The organism is Modestobacter sp. VKM Ac-2982 (assembly GCF_026967935.1).
Lineage (GTDB): Bacteria > Actinomycetota > Actinomycetes > Mycobacteriales > Geodermatophilaceae > Modestobacter.
Map to the genome: position 1 here is coordinate 93,112 of NZ_JAPVBL010000005.1, position 18,326 is coordinate 111,437.

The window sequence follows — 18,326 nt, forward strand, 5'->3', positions numbered from 1 at the left end:
CTCACGCCAACGCCGCAGCTCGTGCGGCGGGCGCAGGGGGTCGGTGTTCGGAGCTCCAGGCCTGGGCGGCCAGTTGCACCGCGTCCCAGGGTGAGCTCAAGGGCGGGGTGTAGGCCAGGTCCAGGTCGGCCATGCCGTCGACGGTCATGCCGTGGAACAGGGCGGTGGCGTAGACGTCGGCGCGCTTGGCCACCTCGCTGCCCAGCCGCCCGACCAGCTGGGCGCCGAGCAACCGGCCGGTGTCGGCGTCGGCGGTGACCCGGATCGTGATCGGCTGGGCCCCCGGGTAGTAGGCCTTGTGGTCGTCCGGGCTCGACTGGGTGGTGACCGGGCGGAAGCCGGCGGCCAGCGCCTCGTGCTCGAGCAGACCGGTGCGGGCGGCGACCAGACCGAAGACCTTCACCACCTGGGTGCCGACGCTGCCGGCGAAGCGGGCGTGCCCGCCGACGGCGTTGGCCCCGGCGACCCGACCCTGCTTGTGGGCCGTGGTGCCCAGCGGCAGGTAGGTGACGCCCATCAACCGGTGGTGGGTGACCACGCAGTCCCCGGCCGCCCAGACGTGCGGCAGCCCGGTGGCCATCGTCTCGTCCACCACCACCGCGCCGCCGGCACCGGTGCTCGCCCCGGCGTCGACCAGCAGCTGCACGTCGGGGCGGACCCCGGCCACGACGAGCACCAGGTCGAAGGTCCGGTGCAACCCGTCCCCGGAGACCGCGACCCGGGCGTCGGCGGTGCGGGCCAGGCCGGTGACTCCGGTGCCGGTGAGCACCTCGACGCCGCGGGCCACCATCTCGCTGCGGACGAGCGCGCCCAGCTCGGGGTCGACGGTGGCGAGCACCTCGGCGGGGCGCTGGGCCACGGTGGTGGCGATGCCCCGGGCGACGAACGCCTCCGCCATCTCCACGCCGATGTACCCGGCACCCACGATCAGCACCGAGCGCACCGTGCGACCGGTCAGGCCGGCCAGCAGGGCATGGGTGTCGTCGATGGTGTGCAGCAGGTGGACGCCGTCATCCGTCCCGAGACCGTCCGGTCCGCCGAGCCCGGTCATCCGAGGCACGGCCGGGACGGCGCCGGTGCCGACGACGAGCTCGTCGTAGTCCAGCTGTTCCGGTGCGCCGTCCGGGGAGGTCACGGTCACCTGCCGACCCGCGACATCGATGGCGGTGGCGCGGGTGTCGACCCGCAGGGTCAGCCCGGCCGCCTCGAGGTCGGCGTGGCTGCGGTGGGCCAGGGACTGCCAGGGCTGCACGTCCCCGGACACCAGGTACGGGATCCCGCAGATGGAGAAGTTCGGGTACGCGTCGGCCACCACCACGGTGACCTCGGCGGTCGGGTCGACCTCGCGCGCCCGCAGCCCGGCGGAGATGCCGGCGTCGCTGCCGCCGATGACGACCAGACGGCGGCTCATGCGCCGAACTCGGCGAGCAGCTCCCGCACCCGCCCCTCGACGTCGGCGGCGATCGCCTCCACCTCGGCCGGTGGCCGGCCGGCCGGGTCAACCACGTTCCAATCCAGGTACCGCTTGCCCGGGTAGACCGGGCAGGCGTCCCCGCAACCCATGGTGATCACCACGTCGGCGGCCTGGACGACGTCGTCGGTGAGCGGCTTGGGGAAGGCGTCGGTCACCGTCATGCCGCGAGCCTCCAGCACCTCCAGCACGACCGGGTCGACCTGGTCGGCGGGCATCGAGCCCGCCGACCGGACGTGCACGCGCCCCTCGGACAGGTGCTCCACCATGGCCGCGGCCATCTGCGACCGACCGGCGTTCTGCACGCAGACGAACAGCACCTCGGGCGCCCCCTTCGCCAGCGCCCCCTTGGCCTGGGCCAGGGCCGTGAGCCGCTCGGTGGCGAAGCGGCAGGTGAGCACCGGCAGGTGCGTCTTGACCCGGGCGGTGCGACCCAGGGCGGCGTAGGACTCGAAGACCATCCGCTCGACGGTCTCCGCGCTGACCATGCCGGCGAACCGGGCCGACAGGTCCTCGACGTGCCGCCGGAGCACCACCTCGGGGTCCAGCAGCCCGACGAACCGGGGTGTCGAGGTCATCGGGACGCTCCTTCGGTACGGGGTGCCGGGACGGTGGGGTCGCCCGGGAACCAGCGGCGGGCGGCCCAGAGGGAGACGTAGACCAGCCCGACCAGCACCGGGACCTCGATCAGCGGGCCGACGACGCCGGCCAGCGCCTGGCCGGAGGTGACGCCGAAGGTGCCGATCGCGACGGCGATGGCGAGCTCGAAGTTGTTGCCGGCCGCGGTGAAGGCCAGCGTCGCGGTCTTGGCGTAGCCCAGCCCGAGCCGCATGCCGAGCAGGAACGAGCCGCCGAACATCAGCGCGAAGTAGGCCAGCAGCGGCAGCGCGATCCGGGCGACGTCCCACGGGTTCGAGGTGATCGCGTCGCCCTGCAGCGCGAAGAGCATGACGATGGTGAACAGCAGGCCGTAGAGGGCGACCGGGCCGATCTTCGGCAGGAACCGGCCCTCGTACCAGTCGCGGCCCTTGGCGCGCTCGCCGATCGTGCGGGTGAGGAAGCCGGCGAGCAGCGGGATGCCGAGGAAGACCAGCACCGAGAGCACGATCGCCCAGAAGCTGAACTCCGCCGACGTGGTCGACAACCCCAGCCAGCCGGGCAGCACCTGGAGGTAGAACCAGCCGAGGACGGCGAAGGCGAGGATCTGGAACACCGAGTTGATCGCCACGAGCACGGCGCCGGCCTCGCGGTCACCGCAGGACAGGTCGTTCCAGATCAGCACCATGGCGATGCAGCGGGCCAGGCCCACGATGATCAGCCCGGTGCGGTACTCGGGCAGGTCCGGCAGCAGCAACCAGGCGAGCGCGAACATCAACGCCGGGCCGACGAGCCAGTTCAGCGCCAGCGAGGCGCCGAGGAGCTTGCGGTCGCCAGTGACCCGGTCCAGCTCGGAGTACCGCACCTTGGCCAGCACCGGGTACATCATCAGCAGCAGCCCGATGGCGATCGGCAGGCTCACCTCACCGACCCGGACGGCGTCCAGCGCGTCGTCCAGCCCGGGGACGAACCGGCCGAGCAGCAGGCCGAGCACCATCGCGGCGACGATCCACACCGGCAGGAAGCGGTCCAGGGTCGACAACCGGGCCAGCACCGGGGTCTCGAGGTCGGTGCCGGAGCGGGGGGTCTCCGCGGCGAGATCGCTCATGGGGTGGGCTGCTCCTCTGCCCCCCGGTGAGGGAGGCTGTGCATCGACGTCGGTCTATCTGTCCCAGAGGATGCCGGGGGTATCGACAGCCGTCAATGCCACACCGATACTGGCCGGGTGAACAGCAGCCGAACGGCGGGGCTGGACCTCGAGCTGGTCGACGTGGGGGCACCCGGGTGCTCCCCTGCCGAGCTCGCCGGCGCGATGAGCGCCGAGCAGGCCGCCGACCTGGCCCGCACGCTGAAGGCCCTGGCCGACCCGGCGCGGCTGCGGGTGCTCGCCCTGGTGGCCGGCAACGAGGGCCGCGAGGTCTGCGTCTGCGACCTGACCGAACCGCTGGGCCTGTCCCAGCCGACCGTGTCCCACCACCTCAAGGTGCTGGTGGACGCCGGCTTCCTCGCCCGCGACAAGCGCGGCGTCTGGGCCTACTTCTCCCTGGTGCCCGGGGCACTGGACGCGGTCGTGACCGCACTGCCCGGTGTCCGGCAGCACAGCGACCTCAGCTGAGGAGAGGCCGCAGGTTCTCCGTCCAGACGTCCCAGCCGACCCGGCCGATCAGCGCGGTCACGACGACCAGGAAGACGATCCGGATGAAGCGGCTGCCCCGGGCGGTCGCCGTCCGGGCACCCAGGTAGGCCCCGAACGTGTTGGCCGCACCGAGGAGGAGCCCCAGACCCCAGAAGACCGCGCCGTAGGGCGCGAAGAAGAGCAGGGCCCCCAGGTTGGTGGCGACGTTGACGATCTTGGCCTTGGCACTGGCGTGGAGGAAGTCGTACCCCAGCAGCGAGACCATGGCGAACACCAGGAACGACCCGGTGCCCGGCCCGAGGATGCCGTCGTAGAAGCCGATCCCGGCGCCCGTCACTGCGGCGACGCCGTGGTGGCGACGGCCGCTGTGGCGCAGCGCGGTCACCTCCCCGAGGGAGGGACGCAGCACGGTGAACGCCGCGATCGCGATGAGCGCGACCACGATGACCGGTTTGAACACGCTGGCCGGCAGCGCTGCGGCCACCGAGGCGCCCGCGAAGCTGCACACCAGGGCGACCCCCGCCATCGGGAGGGCGGTCCGCAGGTCGGGGTGCACGCGCCGGTAGTAGGTGACGGCGCTCGTCGTGGTGCCGAAGACGGAGGCCAGTTTGTTGGTCGCGAGGGCCTGGACCGGGCTCATCCCCGGGACCAGCAACAACGCGGGCAGCTGCAGGAGGCCGCCGCCACCGACGACGGCGTCGATCCACCCGGCCGCCAGTGCCGCGACCAGCACGAGCACGAGCACCTCGGGGGTCAGCCCCGCCGGGAGCAGGTCACCCGGGAACACGTCCGTCATCCCGGCCACGAACCCCTCTCCTCGGCCCGGTCGTCTCCCGTCAGCGGAACGGGACGGCACGGCCTGTCACGGAGAGTCTGCTTACCACCCACCCTCGGCCCGTGAGACGACGCGTGAGAGCTCGGCAACTCCGTCGCCGGCCACCACGCGCCCGCCGGAGGATGCCGCTCACACCGTCGAGGTCCCGGCCTCCTGCGGCACCGGCACGGGCCCGGTCGCCCGGGCGCGTCGGCGGGACAGGGCGACGCCCAGCAGGCAGACGCTGCCACCGACGACGGCCAGCGCTGGCGGCACCTCGTCCAGCAGACCCCAGCCCAGCAGCACGACGATCGGCGGCACCAGGTAGGTGGTCGCCCCGAGCCGGCCGGCGTCCATCCGGCGCAGCGCGTAGGCCCAGGTGCTGAAGGCCAGCGCGGTCGGCACCGCCCCGAGGTAGACGGTGACGACGATCGAGGAGGCGGGCGCGGTGCCCAGCTCGTCGACGAGCACGCCGGCCCAGGGCAGGCAGCAGACCGCCCCCATGGCGCAGGCGGTGAAGGTCACCTGCAGCGCGGGCAGACGGCGCAGCAACGGCTTCTGCGCCACCACGCCCGCGGCGTAGGTGACCGCCGCGACCACGCACAGCGCGACCCCCAGCAGGTCGGCACCGGCGCTGCGGGTGGCGAAGCCGATCAGCAGCACCCCGCAGAAGGCGACGCCCAGGCCGATGACCAGCCAGCGCGGGAAGCCCTCACCCAGCAGCAGGCCGGCGAAGACCGCGATCAGCACCGGGCCGATGTTGACCAGCATCGCCGTGGTGCCGGCGTCCAGGTGCTGCTCGGCGGCGTTGAGCGCCACGTTGTAGATGCCGAACCAGCCGATCCCGCAGACGGCGAGCAGGCGCCACTCCCCCGCGGTCGGTGCCACCCAGCCGCGCCGGGCGAGCAGCGCGCCGAGGACGGCAGTGCCGACGGCCAGCCGGCCGAGCGCCAGCGCCCCGGGTGACAGGTCCTCGCCCACCGCGCGGATGCCGATGAACGCCGACGCCCACGCCAGGACGGTGACGCTGACGGCGAGGAGGGTGAGCGGTTCGCGCGGGACGGGGCTGGACACGCACCGGACGCTAGGGGGCGCCGCCGACGGGATCCGGCGGTTTCCGGTCGTCGCAGCCGCATTGGCCGTCCCGTCCCGGACGATGGCCGGATCGATGCGGTCAGACCGGAGACCCGGGGTCCGGGTGGTCGGCGAGGAACCGCTCCGCCCGCCCGGCCTCCCGGCGCATCAGCACGGCGGCCACCACGAGACCTCCTCCGACCAGCACGGTGATCACCACGTTCAGCCGCGTCGGCGCACCGATCGTGCGCCCCACCTGCTGGAGGACGACGCCGACGATCAGCAGCGCCTGGTACTGCTGCAGCACCAGACGTCGGGCCAGGTCCCGGGCCAGCGGCAGCCGCGCCGGGTCGACCTCCGTACGGCCCCGCACCTGCGCGCGCAGTCCGCGTCGCTGGGCCCGGCTGAGCACGCTGGTCGGCTGCCGCTGCCACCACGCGACCCGGAACAGCCCGACCCGCCACGCGACGACCAGGTAGCCGGTCATCACCACCAGGCCGGCGCCCTGGACGACGAGGCCGACCACCACCCACCCGCCGGACGGGTCCGGGTCGGGCACCAGCGCCGCACCGGCCAGCACCGCCAGGAGCACCCCGCCGGCCAGCGCCAGCAGCATCCCGGCGAGCACCCACGACCAGCGGAGCAGCCGGGAACGGCGCAGCCGCCGCTCTGCGGAGCTGCTCGGCACGCCGTGGAGCACCGACGCGGCCTCGGCCCACCGCCGGTCGTCGTCCGTCTGCGCAGGTCCGGTTCGCGGGGAGGTGCCGTCCACGGCGGCAGCGTGCCGCAGGCGCGAGTGGACCTCCAGTCGGCGGCCTGCGGCACCATGCGGGCATGACCGAGTCCCGCCACCTGACCGTCTCCATCGACCGCCCCGCCGCTGCGGTCTACTCCTGGGTCCGCGACCCGGCCCACCTGCCGCTGTGGGCCGCCGGCCTGGCCAGCGGGATCCGACGGGAGCGGGGCGAGTGGGTGGCCGACTCCCCGATGGGCCGGGTGCTGGTGCGGTTCGTGCCGGTCAACGAGTACGGGGTGCTCGACCACGACGTCGTCCTGCCCGACGGCACGACCACCACCAACCCGGTGCGGGTGCTCGCCGACGGCGCCGGCAGTGAGGTGGTCTTCACCCTCCGCCGGGCGGCCGGCGCACCGGCCGAGGAGTTCGAGGCCGACGCCGCGGCGGTGTCCGCCGACCTCGAGACCCTGAAGCGGGTGCTCGAGGCCGGCTGACCCCCACTGCTGGGGGGCTCAGCGCTCCTGGTCGGTGGGGCGCACCAGGACCTCGTTGACCGCCACGTGGCTCGGCTGGCTGACCACGTAGAGCACGGCCCGGGCGATGTCCTCGGCCTGCAGCCGGGTCATCCCCGCGGCCATCTCCTGCGAGGCCCGCTTGGCCTCGGGCTGGGTGATGTGGTCGGTCAGCTCGGTGGCCACCGCGCCCGGCTCGACCAGGCTGATCCGCACCCCGCGGCCGGTGACCTCCTGGCGCAGTGACTCACTGAAGGCGTTCACCGCCCACTTGCTGGCGTTGTAGACCCCGGCGCCCTTGCGGCGGTCCGGCCGGCGACGCTGGACATGTTCACCACGTCGCCCGACCCCTGCTCGACCATGCCCTCGATCGCCGCGTGGGTCATGTACAGCACGCCCAGCACGTTGGTGTCGATCATGCGGCGCCAGTCGTCGGAGTCCGCGCCGACGATGGTGCCCAGCAGCATCACCCCGGCGTTGTTCACCAGGACGTCGAGCCCGCCCAGCTCCTCGCGGGTGCGGGCGACCGCCGCGGTGCAGGCCTGCTCGTCGGTGACGTCCAGGTCCAGCTGCAGCACCCGGGCACCGTCGTCGCGCAGCTTCGTGGCCAGCGCGTCGAGCCGGTCCTTGCGCCGGGCGCCGATGGCGACCGCCGCCCCCGCTTCGGCCAGCGCGGCCGCGGTGGCCTCGCCGATCCCCGACGAGGCCCCGGTGACCAGGGCGACCTTCCCCTGCAACGGCCGGCTGTTCTCGGTCATGCGTCCCTCTTCCCCGGGCCGACCGGTGCGGCCCCGGAGCCCCAGTGCCCCGGGACGGCGCGCCTCACGCCCTCGCGGCGGCCCGGACCGGGTGCTCAGCCGAGGCGAGGCGGCTGGTGCACCGACCAGCCGTTGCCGTCGGGGTCGGCGAAGAAGCAGAAGCTGCCCCAGGGGTGCTCTTCGACATCGGTGACCGCCACCCCGCCGGCGCGCAGGGCGGCGTGTGCCTCGTGGACGTCGTCGACGTCGAGCTGCACTCCGCGCAACGAGCCGGGTTCGGCGTCGACGTAGCCGGCGGTCAGGGCGATCGAGCAGGCCGACCCCGGTGGCACGAGCTCCACGAACCGGTGGTCATCGTCGACCTCGATGTCCTGTTGGACCCGGAAACCGACCTGGTCGACGTAGAACGCCGTGGATCGGTCCACGTCCGTGACGGGGACCGTGACGAGCTGCAGTCGGAAGTCCACGTGGTCTCCTGGCTGGCCAGTGATGTTCAGGAACCGTCCGGCTGGTGTCGGCGGCCATCATCACCTGCCCGGGCAGGATCCGTACAGGCACGCCGTCGCGGGACCGTCCCGGACGTGCCACCGGCCCGGCTCCTCGCGAGGAGCCGGGCCGGTGCGTCCGAGGGTCAGCGGGTCCGGTTGACCCGGTCGACGTCGGAGGGGTCTGGCCCACCCGGGTCTGTGTTGTGACTGCCGGTGGCCCCCAGCGCCGGACCGGTGCCGGCGGCGAAGCCACCCTCCTGGTACAGCGACGCCTTCATCTCCGCCGGGGCCAGCATCCGGGCGACGTGCCAACCGACGACGGCGACGATCGTGCCCAGCGCGATGCCACCGATGGAGTACTCGCTGCTGAACCGCAACTGGACGTCACCGATGCCGATGATGATCCCGGCCGCCAGGGGCACCAGGTTGATCGGGTTGGCGAAGTCGACCCGGTTCTCCTTCCAGATCTTGGCGCCGAGCAGGCCGATCATCCCGTAGAGGACGACGGTGATCCCGCCGAGCACCGCACCGGGGGTGGCGTTGACGATGGCGCCGAACTTGGGCACCAGCCCGAGCATGATCGCCACCAGCGCGGCGACGTAGTAGGCCGCGGTCGAGTAGACCCGGGTGGCGGCCATGACGCCGATGTTCTCCGCGTAGGTGGTGGTCGGGGAGCCACCGACCGAGGTGGCGACCACGGTGGCGGCGCCGTCGGCGAAGACCGCCCGGCCGAGCACCGGGTCCAGGTCGCGCTTGGTCATCTCGCCGACCGCCTTGACGTGGCCGGCGTTCTCCGCGACCAGCGCGATCACCGCGGGCAGCACCAGCAGCGCGAAGTTGACCGAGAACGAGGGCGCGGTGAGCTCGGGGAGCCCGAACCACGAGGCCTCGCCGACGCCGCTGAGGTCGACCCGGTCGTGCGCGACCCCCACACCCGCGGCGTCGTAGGTCACGGCCTGGGAGAAGGTGTCCAGCAGCAGCGAGAGCAGGTAGCCGAACACCAGGCCGAGCAGGATCGAGATCCGGGCCCAGAACCCGCGCAGCGCCAGCGAGACGACGATGACGAACGCCATGGTGGCCAACGCGACCCACTGGTCCTGCGGCCAGTACAGGCCCGCGGCGACGGGTGCCAGGTTGAAGCCGATGAGCAGGACCACCGCGCCGGTCACCGCCGGGGGCAGCACCCGGTTCACCACGGCCACACCGGCGGCCTGGATGAGCAGCCCGACCAGCGCCAGCACGATGCCGGAGACGAGGATCGCGCCGACCACGTCGGAGCTGTCCCCGCCCTGGGCGCGGACCGCGGCGACACCGCCGACGAACGCGGCGCTGGTGCCCAGGTAGGAGGGCACCTTCCCCTGCACGATCAGCAGGAAGATGATCGTGGCGATCCCGCTCATCATGATCGCCAGGTTGGCGTCCAGCCCCATGATCAGCGGGAAGACGAACGTGGCGCCGAACATGGCGACCACGTGCTGGGCGCCGATGCCGACGGTCAACGGCCAGGACAGCCGCTCGTCGGGCGCCACCGCCTCACCCAGCGGTGGGGTCTTCCCGTCCCCGTAGAGCTTCCAGCCGAACGCCATCGGTCCTCCTCGCAGCCACGCCGAACAGATAGCTCAGCGCTGAGGTACCGGACAGTGGCAGAAGTCCGTGGATCACACCAGGGGGTCCTGGACACGTTCCCATCACGGACCGGCAGATGAACGGCGCCGCAACACGGCGGACTCGCCGCCGCCTCAGACCAGTGACTCGAGCCCGTCGTCCAGGACGGCGGCGACCACGCTCTCCACCGGCGGCCGGTGCGGCTGGTCCAGCCCCCGGATACGGGCGGCGTGCAGCGCGAGCAGCAGGTTGAGCCGCAGCGTGGGATCGGTGGTGAAGGGACCGAGCAACCGCTCCAGCTTGCCGATCCGGTAGCGCATCGTGTTGTAGTGGAAGTGCAGCCGGCGGGCGGACTCCGCGACGTTGAGGTTGGTCTCCAGCAGCACGCGCAGGGTCTCCCGCAGGTCCACCGCGTCCGCGTCGGAGGAGTCGGCGAGGGTGCCGAGCACCTCGTCGACGTAGGAGCGCAGCTCGTTGCTGTCCGGGATCAGCGACAGCAGCCGGAAGACGCCGAGCTGGTCGAAGTGGGTGACCGCGTGGCCGCCGTGGATCTCCTGCCCGACCACGAGCGCGCGCTGGGACTGCTGGTAGGCCTCCCCCAGCGCCGACAGCGACTCGGCCGGCCGGCCGATCCCGGTGCCCAGCAGCCGGCCGACCCGGCGCAGCCGGGCGTTGACCCGGGCGGTCACCGAGGCGACCAGGCTGGAGAGCTCCTCGGGCGTGCGCCCGTCCAGCGGGAGCACGGTGACGATCTCGGTGGCGAGCCCGGCGACCGCGGCGCCGGCGACCTCGCTGTCGACCGCGGCCCGCCAGCCGTCGGCCAGCCGGTCCAGCACGTCCAGCGCCCGGGTCGGGTCCGCGCCGGCGTCGGCCACCGTCTCCGTGGCGGTCACCAGGACGACGACCGGGCCGTCGAGCCGCCAGCCGAACGAGCGCGCGTAGGCCAGCGCCCGTTCGGTGTGCGCGAAGGTGCCGCCGACCAGGCGGCGCACCATGTCGCCCTGGAACCGCAGCTCCACCGAGTGCACCGCCTGCGAACGGATCTCCGACAGCGCGGCGATGACCGCGGCCTGCTCGAGGACCGCACCGGCGCCCAGCAGCATCGGGCCGTGCCGGTTCACCGCGACCAGCCAGCCGTGCCGCTGGTCACCGGCCATGATCGGCGCCACCGCGTACTCCCCGACCCCGCCGGGCAGCTCGTGGTGCCCGGGGACCAGCAGGATGCCGTCGGCCGGCGAGAGGTCGGCATCGGCGAGCACGTCGGCGGGCGTGACCACGCTCTGGTCGGCGCGGTTGCCCGACAGCCGGCGGGACGGGGTGAGGTCGGCGAACGCGTCGTCGGCCGCGGCGTCGAGCAGCCACAGCCAGTCGCGGATCTCGGTGACCTCCTCCGGCGGGCCGGCATGGGTGGCGACCTCCCGGTCGGGGCCCAGACCGAGCACGGCGGCCCCGGCGAGGAAGGTCGACACCTGGGTGGTGACCTCGGACAGCCCCCCGCCGGACAGCGCCACGTCGATGAACTGGTTGTGCATCCGGTTGGCGAGGCTCAGCGCCTGGGTCTGCTTGTCGATGATGGCGCCGAGCACCTCGGCGACCACCTCGTCCAGCCGGGCCCGCGCGGGCAGGGCCAGCACCGGGAAGCCGCGGCGGTCGGCCTCGGCGAGCAGCTCGGCGGGGACGTCGCCGGCCGGGTTCCCGGAGCCGGCCTCCGCGCGGTAGGCGAGAGCGCCGCTGCCGGCCCGGTGGAGCCGATCGATCAGCGCCCGGCTCTGCGCCGGGTCGCCGCTGGGCAGCCGGGCACCGAGGACGACGAGCAGGTCGGGCCCGGCACCGGCGACGGGGTCGGCCGGGTCCTGCACGGCCACGTGCCGGACGATCCGGCGGGTGCCGGTGGCGCCGCCGACGACGAGCGCGCCGGTCAGCCCCGGCAGCTGCAGCAGCTGGTCGACGGTCAGGCCCATGCTGTCCTGGAGGGCGGTCCGGTCGGCCGGCGGGAGCTGGGAGAGCACCGGCTCGGCCGACGCGGGGACGGTACTGAACGTAGCCATCCGGTCGCTGTGCGATGCGTAGGTCACAGACGAATCACGTTCGGTCACTGTACGTTCCCCCAAAACACCGTGCACGAGCAGGCTGCGCGAGATTCTGTCAGACGTCTCTGGACGGCAGAAGGCACGCTTGGCGAGAATCGCCATACAGGCACGGGGGACGCGCCAGTAGGTTCGAGCCCCGGTCCTGTGTCCCGGCTCGGATGGTAGGCGGCTCCGTCGATCGACGGAGGGTCCGGCGTCCCGGCCGGGAGAGCCAGACCGGGACGGGCTCCGCTGCAGGCGTCGCCCGTCGACCGCACGGGTGGAGGGCACATGCGCACCATCGACGAGAGCACCGGCAGCCACGGCCGGGACACGACCCCAGATGACACCCGCACCGGGCAGGCCGCCCGGGCCGGCGTCCCGACGATCCCCCTGCCGCGCGAGTCCGCAGCCGCCGGCGCCCGGACCCCCGGCACGACGGTCCCCGCCCAGGCCAGCACCGGCATCGCCGACCTGCTGCGCGGACCGGTCCGGTCGGCGCGGGTCCTGCTGTCGGTCCCGGCAGCGGTGTACCTGACCGTGCAGACCCCGCACGGCCCCGACGTGGTGGGCGTGCTGACCTCGGACGCCGCCCGGCTGCCGCTGGGCTGCGTGCTCTTCCGGCCCTCGAACGGCCGGCCTCTGGTCTCGGTGCCCAGCGGTGCCCCCGCCCGGTTGGGCGGCGGCCGGTTGACCGTCGGCGACCTGACCATCAGCGCCGCCGCATGGTGGGACCCCCGGCCCAAGCTGCCCACCGCACGCCCGGCGCTGCTCCCCGAAGGGGTCCGCCAGCTCCGCTCCGCCCTCTACGGCGAGGGGGTGCCGCACAGCGCGTTCGTCCTCCCCGGCCTGCCCAGCGGTCCCAGCGGTCCGCTGGCCGCGCTGCGCGGCGCCGTCCGCCGGGCCGACGTCGACGCCGCGCTGCGCACCGCGACCCGGCTGATCGGGCTGGGTCCCGGCCTCACCCCCGCCGGCGACGACGTGCTGGCCGGCGTCACCGCGGGTCTCGTGCTGCTGGGGCACCCCGCCGCCGAGCGCTTCGGGGCCGGTGTGACCGGGCTGGCCGCCGGGCGCACGACCGAGCTGTCCCGGGCGCTGCTCCGGCACGCGGCGGCCGGGCGGGTCAGCGGGGAGTTCGCCGCCGTGCTGCGGGGCCTGGTCGGCCACGGCGCGCTCGCACCGGCGATCACGACCCTGTTGACCACCGGGTCGACCAGCGGGCGGGCGATGGCGTTGGGGCTGTGCACCGCGATCGACCTCGTCGACCGGACCAGCCGGCCCCGCTGAGCCGGCCGGGGCGACCGGTCAGCCGGCCGGTCCGGGGAGCAGCGGCCCGAGCCGCTCCCACTGCGCGATCCGGCAGCCGTCGGTACGGGAGAGCTGCAGGTCGACCGGTTCCCCTCGCCACACGCCGGTGACGTGCGCCGTCTGCGGCCCGCCGTACTGCTGCGTGCAGATCGCGTCGTCCGGGACCGGGGCGAACGGCTCCTCGAGCTCTCGCAGGTGCTCGCAGGCCGCCTCGGGGTCGGGGAGATCACCCTCGACGGTGCCTCCGCAGCTGAGGGTGTAGCGCTCCACCGGCGCGCCCTCGCCCGGGTCGTACTCGACCACCAGGTCGCCGATGACGTCCCCGGGCGTGGTGGTGGCCGGGTCCGACGAGGTCGCCGGTGGCGTCGAGGAGCCGACCGCCTCACCGGTGTCGTCCGCGGTGCCGCAGGCGGCGAGCAGCATCAGCGGGACGACCAGGGACAGCAGGACGGCGCGGCGCATGCCCGCCAGTCTGCCCGGGTCAGATGCGGGACGCTGCGATGCTGGTGACCAGGATCGCCCGCGCGCCGAGCTCCCACAGCTCGTCCATCACCCGGTTGGTGTCCTCCTTGCGGACCATCGCCCGCACGGCCGACCAGCCCGGCGTCTGCAGCGGGCTCACCGTCGGACCCTCCAGCCCCGGGGTGCGGGCCGTGGCCTGGGCGAGCAGGTCGTTGGGGCAGTCGTAGTCGAGCATCACGTACCGCCGGGCGACCAGGACACCCTGCAGCCGGCGGCGCAGCTGCGCGACGGCCGGCACCTCGTCGGCCCCGGCCCGCCCGACGAGCACGGCCTCACTGGCCAGCACCGGGTCGCCGATGATCCGCAGCCCGGCCGCGCGCAGCGTGGTGCCGGTCTCCACCACGTCGCAGACGGCGTCCGCCACGCCGAGCCGGCAGGCGGTCTCCACGGCGCCGTCGAGCTTCACCACGGCGGCCTTCATGCCCGTCTCGTCCAGGAAGCGCTGCAGCAGGCCCGGGTACGCGGTGGCGATCCGCTTGCCCTCCAGCTTCGCCACCTCGTCGACCGGGGACTCCGCCGGGCTGGCGAAGCGGAACGACGACCGGCCGAAGCCCAGCGGCATCACCTCGGCCGCCACGTCGCCACCCTCGGGCGGGGTCGTCTCCAGCAGCATGTCCCGACCGGTGATGCCGACGTCCAGCGTGCCGGCCGCGACGTAGATCGCGATGTCCCGCGGGCGCAGGTAGAAGAACTCGGTGTCGTTCTCCGGGTCGTACACCGCCAGCTCACTGGAGGTGCGGCGCTGCCGGTACCCGCTCTCGGCCAGCATCGCGGCCGCGGGCTCGCTGAGGACACCCTTGTTGGGCACGGCAACGCGCAGCACAGCGAACTCCTCGAACAGTGGTTGACCGACCCCGGCCCCGTCCCGAGGCTCGCCCCGAGCTTGCGAGGGGTGAGGAGGGCGGGGTCCTTCTAGAGGTGAGCGTAGACGTCGTCCAGGTCGAGCCCTCGGGCCAGCATGAGCACCTGCACCCGGTAGAGGAGCTGGCTGATCTCCTCCGCCGTCCGCTCTGGGCCCTCGTGCTCGGCGGCCATCCAGGACTCGGCCGCCTCCTCCACGACCTTCTTGCCGGCGGCGTGCACGCCGTCGCGCACGGCGGTGACCGTGCCCGAGGCGGGGTCACCGGCCGCCACCTTCTCGCTCAGCTCGGCGAACAGCTGGTCGAACGTCTTCACGCCGGGCCGACCCCGAAACCGGTGCTCTGCTTCGGGCTGCGCAGCTCACGCAGCACGAGGGCGGTCTGCAGCGCCGCAGCGGTGGCCTCCCAGCCCTTGTCCTCACCGGAGTCGTCCATGCCGGCGCGGTCGCGCGCCTGCTGCTCGCCCTCGGTGGTGAGGACGCCGTTGCCGACCGGCTTGCCGGAGTCCAGCGCCACCCGGGTGAGGCCGGCGGTGAAGGAGTCGCAGACGTACTCGAAGTGCGGCGTGCCCCCGCGGACCACGACCCCGAGGGCAACGACCGCGTCGTGCGTCGCGGCGAGGGCCTGGGCGACCACGGGCAGCTCGATGGCGCCGGGCACCCGGACGACGGTCGGTTCCGGGATGCCGGCGGCCTTCGCGCAGGCGATCGACCGCTGCAGCAGCGACTCGGTGATGTCGCCGTGCCAGGTGGTCGCCACGATCCCCAGGGTCAGCCCCGCGGCGTCGATGGGCTCCTGCCCCGGCGCTCCGGACCCGCTCATGAGTTCTCCTCGGTGCTGTTCGTCCTCAGCTGGGACGGTCGGTAAGGGACGGTGCAGTGTGCCGTGGGCCGCGGTGCGACCCGGTCACATCGGCTGCTCGTCGGCGCGCCGTCCCGGCGCGGGCGGCTGGCCGCCGGTGTCGGGGGCGTCGGGCTCGATGATCTCCAGCAGATGGCCCATCCGGTCGCGCTTGGTGCGCAGGTACCCGACGTTGTCGACGGTGACGTTGCTGGGCAGGGCGACCCGGCCGGTGATCTTCAGGCCGTACCCCTCGAGCCCGGCGCGCTTGGCCGGGTTGTTGGTCAGCAGCCGCATGGTCTGGATGCCCAGGTCGACCAGGATCTGCGCGCCGGTGCCGTAGTCGCGGGCGTCGGCGGGGAGCCCGAGGTCCAGGTTGGCGTCGACGGTGTCCACGCCGGTGTCCTGGAGCTGGTAGGCCTGCAGCTTGTGCAGCAGTCCGATGCCGCGGCCCTCGTGACCGCGGATGTACAGGACGACGCCGCGGCCCTCCTGTGCGACGGCGGCGAGCGCGGCGTCCAGCTGTGGGCCGCAGTCACAGCGCAGCGAGCCGAACACGTCGCCGGTCAGGCACTCGGAGTGCACGCGCACCAGCACGTCCTCACCGTCGCTCGCGGTGATGTCGCCGTAGACGAAGGCCACGTGCTCGCGCTCGTCGTAGGAGCTGCGGTAGCCGACCGCGGTGAACTCCCCGGCGCGCAACGGCACCCGGGCCTCGGCGACCCGCTCGACCAGTTTGTCGAAGCGCTTGCGGTAGGCGATGAGGTCGGCGATCGAGACCATGACCAGGTCGTGCTCGTCGGCGAAGACCCGCAGCTCCTCCCCGCGCGCCATGCCGGTCGGGTCCTTCTCGCTGACCACCTCGCACAGCGTCCCCGAGGGACGCAGGCCGGCCAGGACGGCGAGGTCGACCGCGGCCTCGGTGTGGCCGGGTCGGCGGAGCACGCCGCCGTCCTTGGCGCGCAGCGGCACCACGTGCCCGGGGCGGGCCAGGTCGGCGGAGCTGGTCTCCGCAGACGCCAGGGTGCGGATCGTGTGCGCCCGGTCGGCGGCCGAGATGCCGGTGGTCACGCCCTCCCGGGCGTCGACGGTGACGGTGTAGGCGGTGCCGCGGCGGTCCTGGTTCACCCGGAACATCGGGGGCAGGTCGAGCCGGTCGGCGTCGGACTCGGTGACCGCCACGCAGATGTAGCCCGAGGTGTAGCGGACCATGAAGGCCACCACCTCGGGGGTGGCGAGCTCGGAGGCGAAGATCAGGTCGCCCTCGTTCTCCCGGTCCTCGTCGTCGATGACGACGACGGGCCGGCCGCGCTTGACCGCCGCGATCGCGCTCTCCACGGAGTCCAACCGGAACCCGTTCATCGGCGTGCTCCCAACAGTCGTTCGACGTACTTGGCGATGACGTCCACCTCCAGGTTGACCCGGTCACCGGGAGCGCGGTCGCCCAGGGTGGTCTCGCGCAGCGTGGTGGGGATGAGGCTGACCTCGAACCACGGCTCGGGAGCGTCGGCGAGGGCGCTCACGGTGAGCGAGACGCCGTCGACGGTGATGGAGCCCTTCTCCACCACGTAGCGGGCGAGCTCGGCCGGGACGGCGATCCGCACGACCTCCCAGGCGTCGCCGGGGGTGCGCGAGACCACGGTGCCGACGCCGTCGACGTGGCCCTGCACGATGTGGCCGCCCAGCCGGGTCTGCGGGGTGACGGCGCGCTCGAGGTTGACCCGGTCGCCGGAGCCGGTGGCACCGAGGCTGCTGCGGCGCAGGGTCTCGGCCATCACGTCGGTGCTCCACACGCCGCTGCCGTCGGGGCCGGGCTCGACCCCGGTCACGGTCAGGCAGACGCCGTTGACCGCGATCGAGTCGCCCAGCGCGACGTCCTGCAGCGCCTTGCGGGCCCGGATTCGCAGCACGGCGCTGTCCGCGCCGTCCTCGCGCACGACCAGGGTGCCGAGCTCTTCCACGATGCCGGTGAACACCTCAGCTCCCTCCGCCGGTCGACGTTGCCCGCCCAGTGTGCCCGGTGGGCCGCAACCGGATCTGCACGTCCCCGCCCATGCGGGTGACGTCGGTGACCTGCAGGTGCAGCGCATCGGTGATCGTGCTGATTCCCAGGCCGCCCACCATGCCGGCGCCGGCGCCGAGCAGGGTCGGCGCGACGTGCACCACGGCCTCGTCGACCAGGCCGGCGGCGAGGAAGGCGGCGGCCAGCGTCGGTCCGCCCTCCAGCAGCACCCGGCGGACGTCGGCGGCGAACAGCTCGGCCAGCAGGGCGGCCGGGGTGGCGGCCCGGCTGACCAGCGTGGGTGCTGCGTCGTCGTGCACCCGGGCGCTGGCCGGCACCCGGCCGCGGCGGTCCAGCACCACGCGCAGCGGCTGGCGGTCGGCGGGGCGGCCGTCGGCGTCGCGGACGGTGAGCTCCGGGTCGTCGGCGAGCGCCGTCCCGGACCCGACCAGCACCGCGTCGCAGGTGGCCCGCAGCTCGTGCACCGCGGCCCGGGCCTGGGGCCCGGTGATCCAGCGGCTGGTGCCGTCGGCGGCCGCGACCCGCCCGTCCAGGGTCGTGGCGACCTTCCAGACCACCTGCGGCCGGTGCTCCCGCACCCCGGTGAGCCAGCCGGCCAGGGCTCCCTCGGCGGCGGCCGCCTGCTCAGCGCCGACCTCCACGTCGATCCCGGCCGCGCGCAGCCGCTCCGCACCCCCGGTGGCCAGCCGGGTCGGCTCGGGGACGGCGACGACGACCCGGGCGACCCCGGCGGCGATCAGCGCGTCGGCGCAGGGCCCGGTGCGGCCGGTGTGCGCGCACGGCTCCAGGGTGACGACCGCGGTGCCCCCGCGGGCGCGCTCCCCCGCCGAGGCCAACGCGTGCACCTCGGCGTGCGGGCCACCCGGCGGGGAGGTCGCCCCCTCCCCCACGACGGTGCCGGCCGCGTCCAGCACGACTGCACCCACCGGGGGGTTCGGGCTGGTGGTGCCCAGCACCCGCAGCCCCAGCTCCCGGGCGCGGGCCATCGCCGCCTGCTCGGCGGTGTTCACCGG

The 18,326-nt window shown here is 73.8% G+C and carries 21 protein-coding genes; 3 read left to right on the top strand and 18 right to left on the bottom strand.

The features are described 5' to 3' along the window. Window position 1: 1 nt before the first annotated feature. Genes O2W20_RS17835 through arsB form a run of 3 tightly spaced genes read right to left on the bottom strand, consistent with a single transcriptional unit; the run spans window position 2 to window position 3,176 of the window. Window positions 2–1,411: an FAD-dependent oxidoreductase gene (locus tag O2W20_RS17835; RefSeq protein WP_269171828.1), complete on the bottom strand. Its 1,410-nt coding sequence runs from the start codon at window positions 1,409–1,411 to the stop codon at window positions 2–4. Beyond that, entirely contained in the window at window positions 1,408–2,049 is a 642-nt protein-coding gene (locus tag O2W20_RS17840) for an arsenate-mycothiol transferase ArsC (RefSeq protein ID WP_269171827.1), read from the bottom strand. Before O2W20_RS17840 ends, O2W20_RS17835 begins: the two co-directional genes overlap by 4 nt. Then, entirely contained in the window at window positions 2,046–3,176 is a 1,131-nt protein-coding gene (gene arsB / locus O2W20_RS17845) for an ACR3 family arsenite efflux transporter (protein ID WP_269171826.1), read from the bottom strand. The genes O2W20_RS17840 and arsB overlap by 4 nt, the downstream gene beginning before the upstream one ends. A 117-nt stretch (window positions 3,177–3,293) precedes the next feature. Between arsB and O2W20_RS17850 the strand changes: the two genes are divergently transcribed. After that, on the top strand, window positions 3,294–3,683 hold the full coding sequence (locus O2W20_RS17850; protein ID WP_269171825.1) for an ArsR/SmtB family transcription factor: 390 nt from the start codon (window positions 3,294–3,296) through the stop codon (window positions 3,681–3,683). Here the strand turns inward: O2W20_RS17850 and O2W20_RS17855 are convergent. The 3 genes from O2W20_RS17855 to O2W20_RS17865 all read right to left on the bottom strand — a co-directional run bounded on the left by O2W20_RS17855 (window position 3,676) and on the right by O2W20_RS17865 (window position 6,364). After that, window positions 3,676–4,500 carry a sulfite exporter TauE/SafE family protein gene (locus O2W20_RS17855; protein WP_269171930.1) on the bottom strand — a complete coding sequence of 275 codons (825 nt, stop codon included), beginning with the start codon at window positions 4,498–4,500 and terminating at the stop codon, window positions 3,676–3,678. The two genes, O2W20_RS17850 and O2W20_RS17855, sit on opposite strands and share 8 nt — an antisense overlap. A 168-nt stretch (window positions 4,501–4,668) precedes the next feature. Then, window positions 4,669–5,592, bottom strand: coding sequence for a DMT family transporter (locus tag O2W20_RS17860; RefSeq protein ID WP_269171824.1), 924 nt, complete (start codon window positions 5,590–5,592; stop codon window positions 4,669–4,671). 100 nt (window positions 5,593–5,692) lie between these two features. Beyond that, complete coding sequence (locus O2W20_RS17865; protein ID WP_269171823.1) at window positions 5,693–6,364, bottom strand: hypothetical protein; 672 nt, start codon at window positions 6,362–6,364, stop codon at window positions 5,693–5,695. 62 nt (window positions 6,365–6,426) lie between these two features. On the opposite strand from O2W20_RS17865, the gene O2W20_RS17870 reads away from it, so the two are divergent. Beyond that, window positions 6,427–6,822 (top strand): SRPBCC family protein, encoded by a 396-nt coding sequence (locus O2W20_RS17870; RefSeq protein WP_269171822.1) that lies wholly within the window; start codon window positions 6,427–6,429, stop codon window positions 6,820–6,822. A gap of 18 nt (window positions 6,823–6,840) precedes the next feature. On the opposite strand, the gene O2W20_RS17875 is transcribed toward O2W20_RS17870, so the two are convergent. From O2W20_RS17875 to O2W20_RS17895, 5 genes are all read right to left on the bottom strand, one after another. After that, window positions 6,841–7,104 carry an SDR family oxidoreductase gene (locus O2W20_RS17875; RefSeq protein ID WP_269171821.1) on the bottom strand — a complete coding sequence of 88 codons (264 nt, stop codon included), beginning with the start codon at window positions 7,102–7,104 and terminating at the stop codon, window positions 6,841–6,843. Continuing rightward, window positions 7,101–7,598: an SDR family NAD(P)-dependent oxidoreductase gene (locus O2W20_RS17880; protein WP_269171820.1), complete on the bottom strand. Its 498-nt coding sequence runs from the start codon at window positions 7,596–7,598 to the stop codon at window positions 7,101–7,103. Before O2W20_RS17880 ends, O2W20_RS17875 begins: the two co-directional genes overlap by 4 nt. A 95-nt stretch (window positions 7,599–7,693) precedes the next feature. Next, a complete protein-coding gene (locus tag O2W20_RS17885) occupies window positions 7,694–8,065 on the bottom strand; it encodes a VOC family protein (protein ID WP_269171819.1) in 372 nt (123 codons plus the stop codon). 164 nt (window positions 8,066–8,229) lie between these two features. Further along, on the bottom strand, window positions 8,230–9,672 hold the full coding sequence (locus O2W20_RS17890; RefSeq protein WP_269171818.1) for a uracil-xanthine permease family protein: 1,443 nt from the start codon (window positions 9,670–9,672) through the stop codon (window positions 8,230–8,232). A 153-nt stretch (window positions 9,673–9,825) separates the two neighbouring features. Then, window positions 9,826–11,739, bottom strand: a complete 1,914-nt coding sequence (locus tag O2W20_RS17895; RefSeq protein ID WP_269171817.1) for a PucR family transcriptional regulator — start codon at window positions 11,737–11,739, stop codon at window positions 9,826–9,828. A gap of 312 nt (window positions 11,740–12,051) precedes the next feature. On the opposite strand from O2W20_RS17895, the gene O2W20_RS17900 reads away from it, so the two are divergent. Beyond that, window positions 12,052–13,047, top strand: a complete 996-nt coding sequence (locus tag O2W20_RS17900; RefSeq protein ID WP_269171816.1) for a DUF2877 domain-containing protein — start codon at window positions 12,052–12,054, stop codon at window positions 13,045–13,047. Between the two features lie 18 nt (window positions 13,048–13,065). On the opposite strand, the gene O2W20_RS17905 is transcribed toward O2W20_RS17900, so the two are convergent. The 7 genes from O2W20_RS17905 to ribD all read right to left on the bottom strand — a co-directional run bounded on the left by O2W20_RS17905 (window position 13,066) and on the right by ribD (window position 18,323). After that, window positions 13,066–13,530: an SSI family serine proteinase inhibitor gene (locus O2W20_RS17905; RefSeq protein WP_269171815.1), complete on the bottom strand. Its 465-nt coding sequence runs from the start codon at window positions 13,528–13,530 to the stop codon at window positions 13,066–13,068. Window positions 13,531–13,549: 19 nt separating this feature from the next. Then, window positions 13,550–14,413, bottom strand: coding sequence for an ATP phosphoribosyltransferase (gene hisG, locus O2W20_RS17910; RefSeq protein WP_269171814.1), 864 nt, complete (start codon window positions 14,411–14,413; stop codon window positions 13,550–13,552). An 89-nt stretch (window positions 14,414–14,502) separates the two neighbouring features. Beyond that, window positions 14,503–14,766 (bottom strand): phosphoribosyl-ATP diphosphatase, encoded by a 264-nt coding sequence (locus tag O2W20_RS17915; protein ID WP_269171813.1) that lies wholly within the window; start codon window positions 14,764–14,766, stop codon window positions 14,503–14,505. After that, complete coding sequence (ribH, locus tag O2W20_RS17920; protein WP_269171812.1) at window positions 14,763–15,272, bottom strand: 6,7-dimethyl-8-ribityllumazine synthase; 510 nt, start codon at window positions 15,270–15,272, stop codon at window positions 14,763–14,765. Before ribH ends, O2W20_RS17915 begins: the two co-directional genes overlap by 4 nt. A gap of 84 nt (window positions 15,273–15,356) precedes the next feature. Then, the gene (locus O2W20_RS17925) at window positions 15,357–16,652 is read right to left on the bottom strand and encodes a bifunctional 3,4-dihydroxy-2-butanone-4-phosphate synthase/GTP cyclohydrolase II (protein WP_269171811.1); all 1,296 of its coding nucleotides are present in this window, start codon (window positions 16,650–16,652) and stop codon (window positions 15,357–15,359) included. Next, complete coding sequence (locus tag O2W20_RS17930; protein WP_269171810.1) at window positions 16,649–17,266, bottom strand: riboflavin synthase; 618 nt, start codon at window positions 17,264–17,266, stop codon at window positions 16,649–16,651. Before O2W20_RS17930 ends, O2W20_RS17925 begins: the two co-directional genes overlap by 4 nt. Before the next feature lies 1 nt (window position 17,267). Then, window positions 17,268–18,323: a bifunctional diaminohydroxyphosphoribosylaminopyrimidine deaminase/5-amino-6-(5-phosphoribosylamino)uracil reductase RibD gene (gene ribD / locus O2W20_RS17935; protein ID WP_269171809.1), complete on the bottom strand. Its 1,056-nt coding sequence runs from the start codon at window positions 18,321–18,323 to the stop codon at window positions 17,268–17,270. Between the last annotated feature and the right edge of the window lie 3 nt (window positions 18,324–18,326).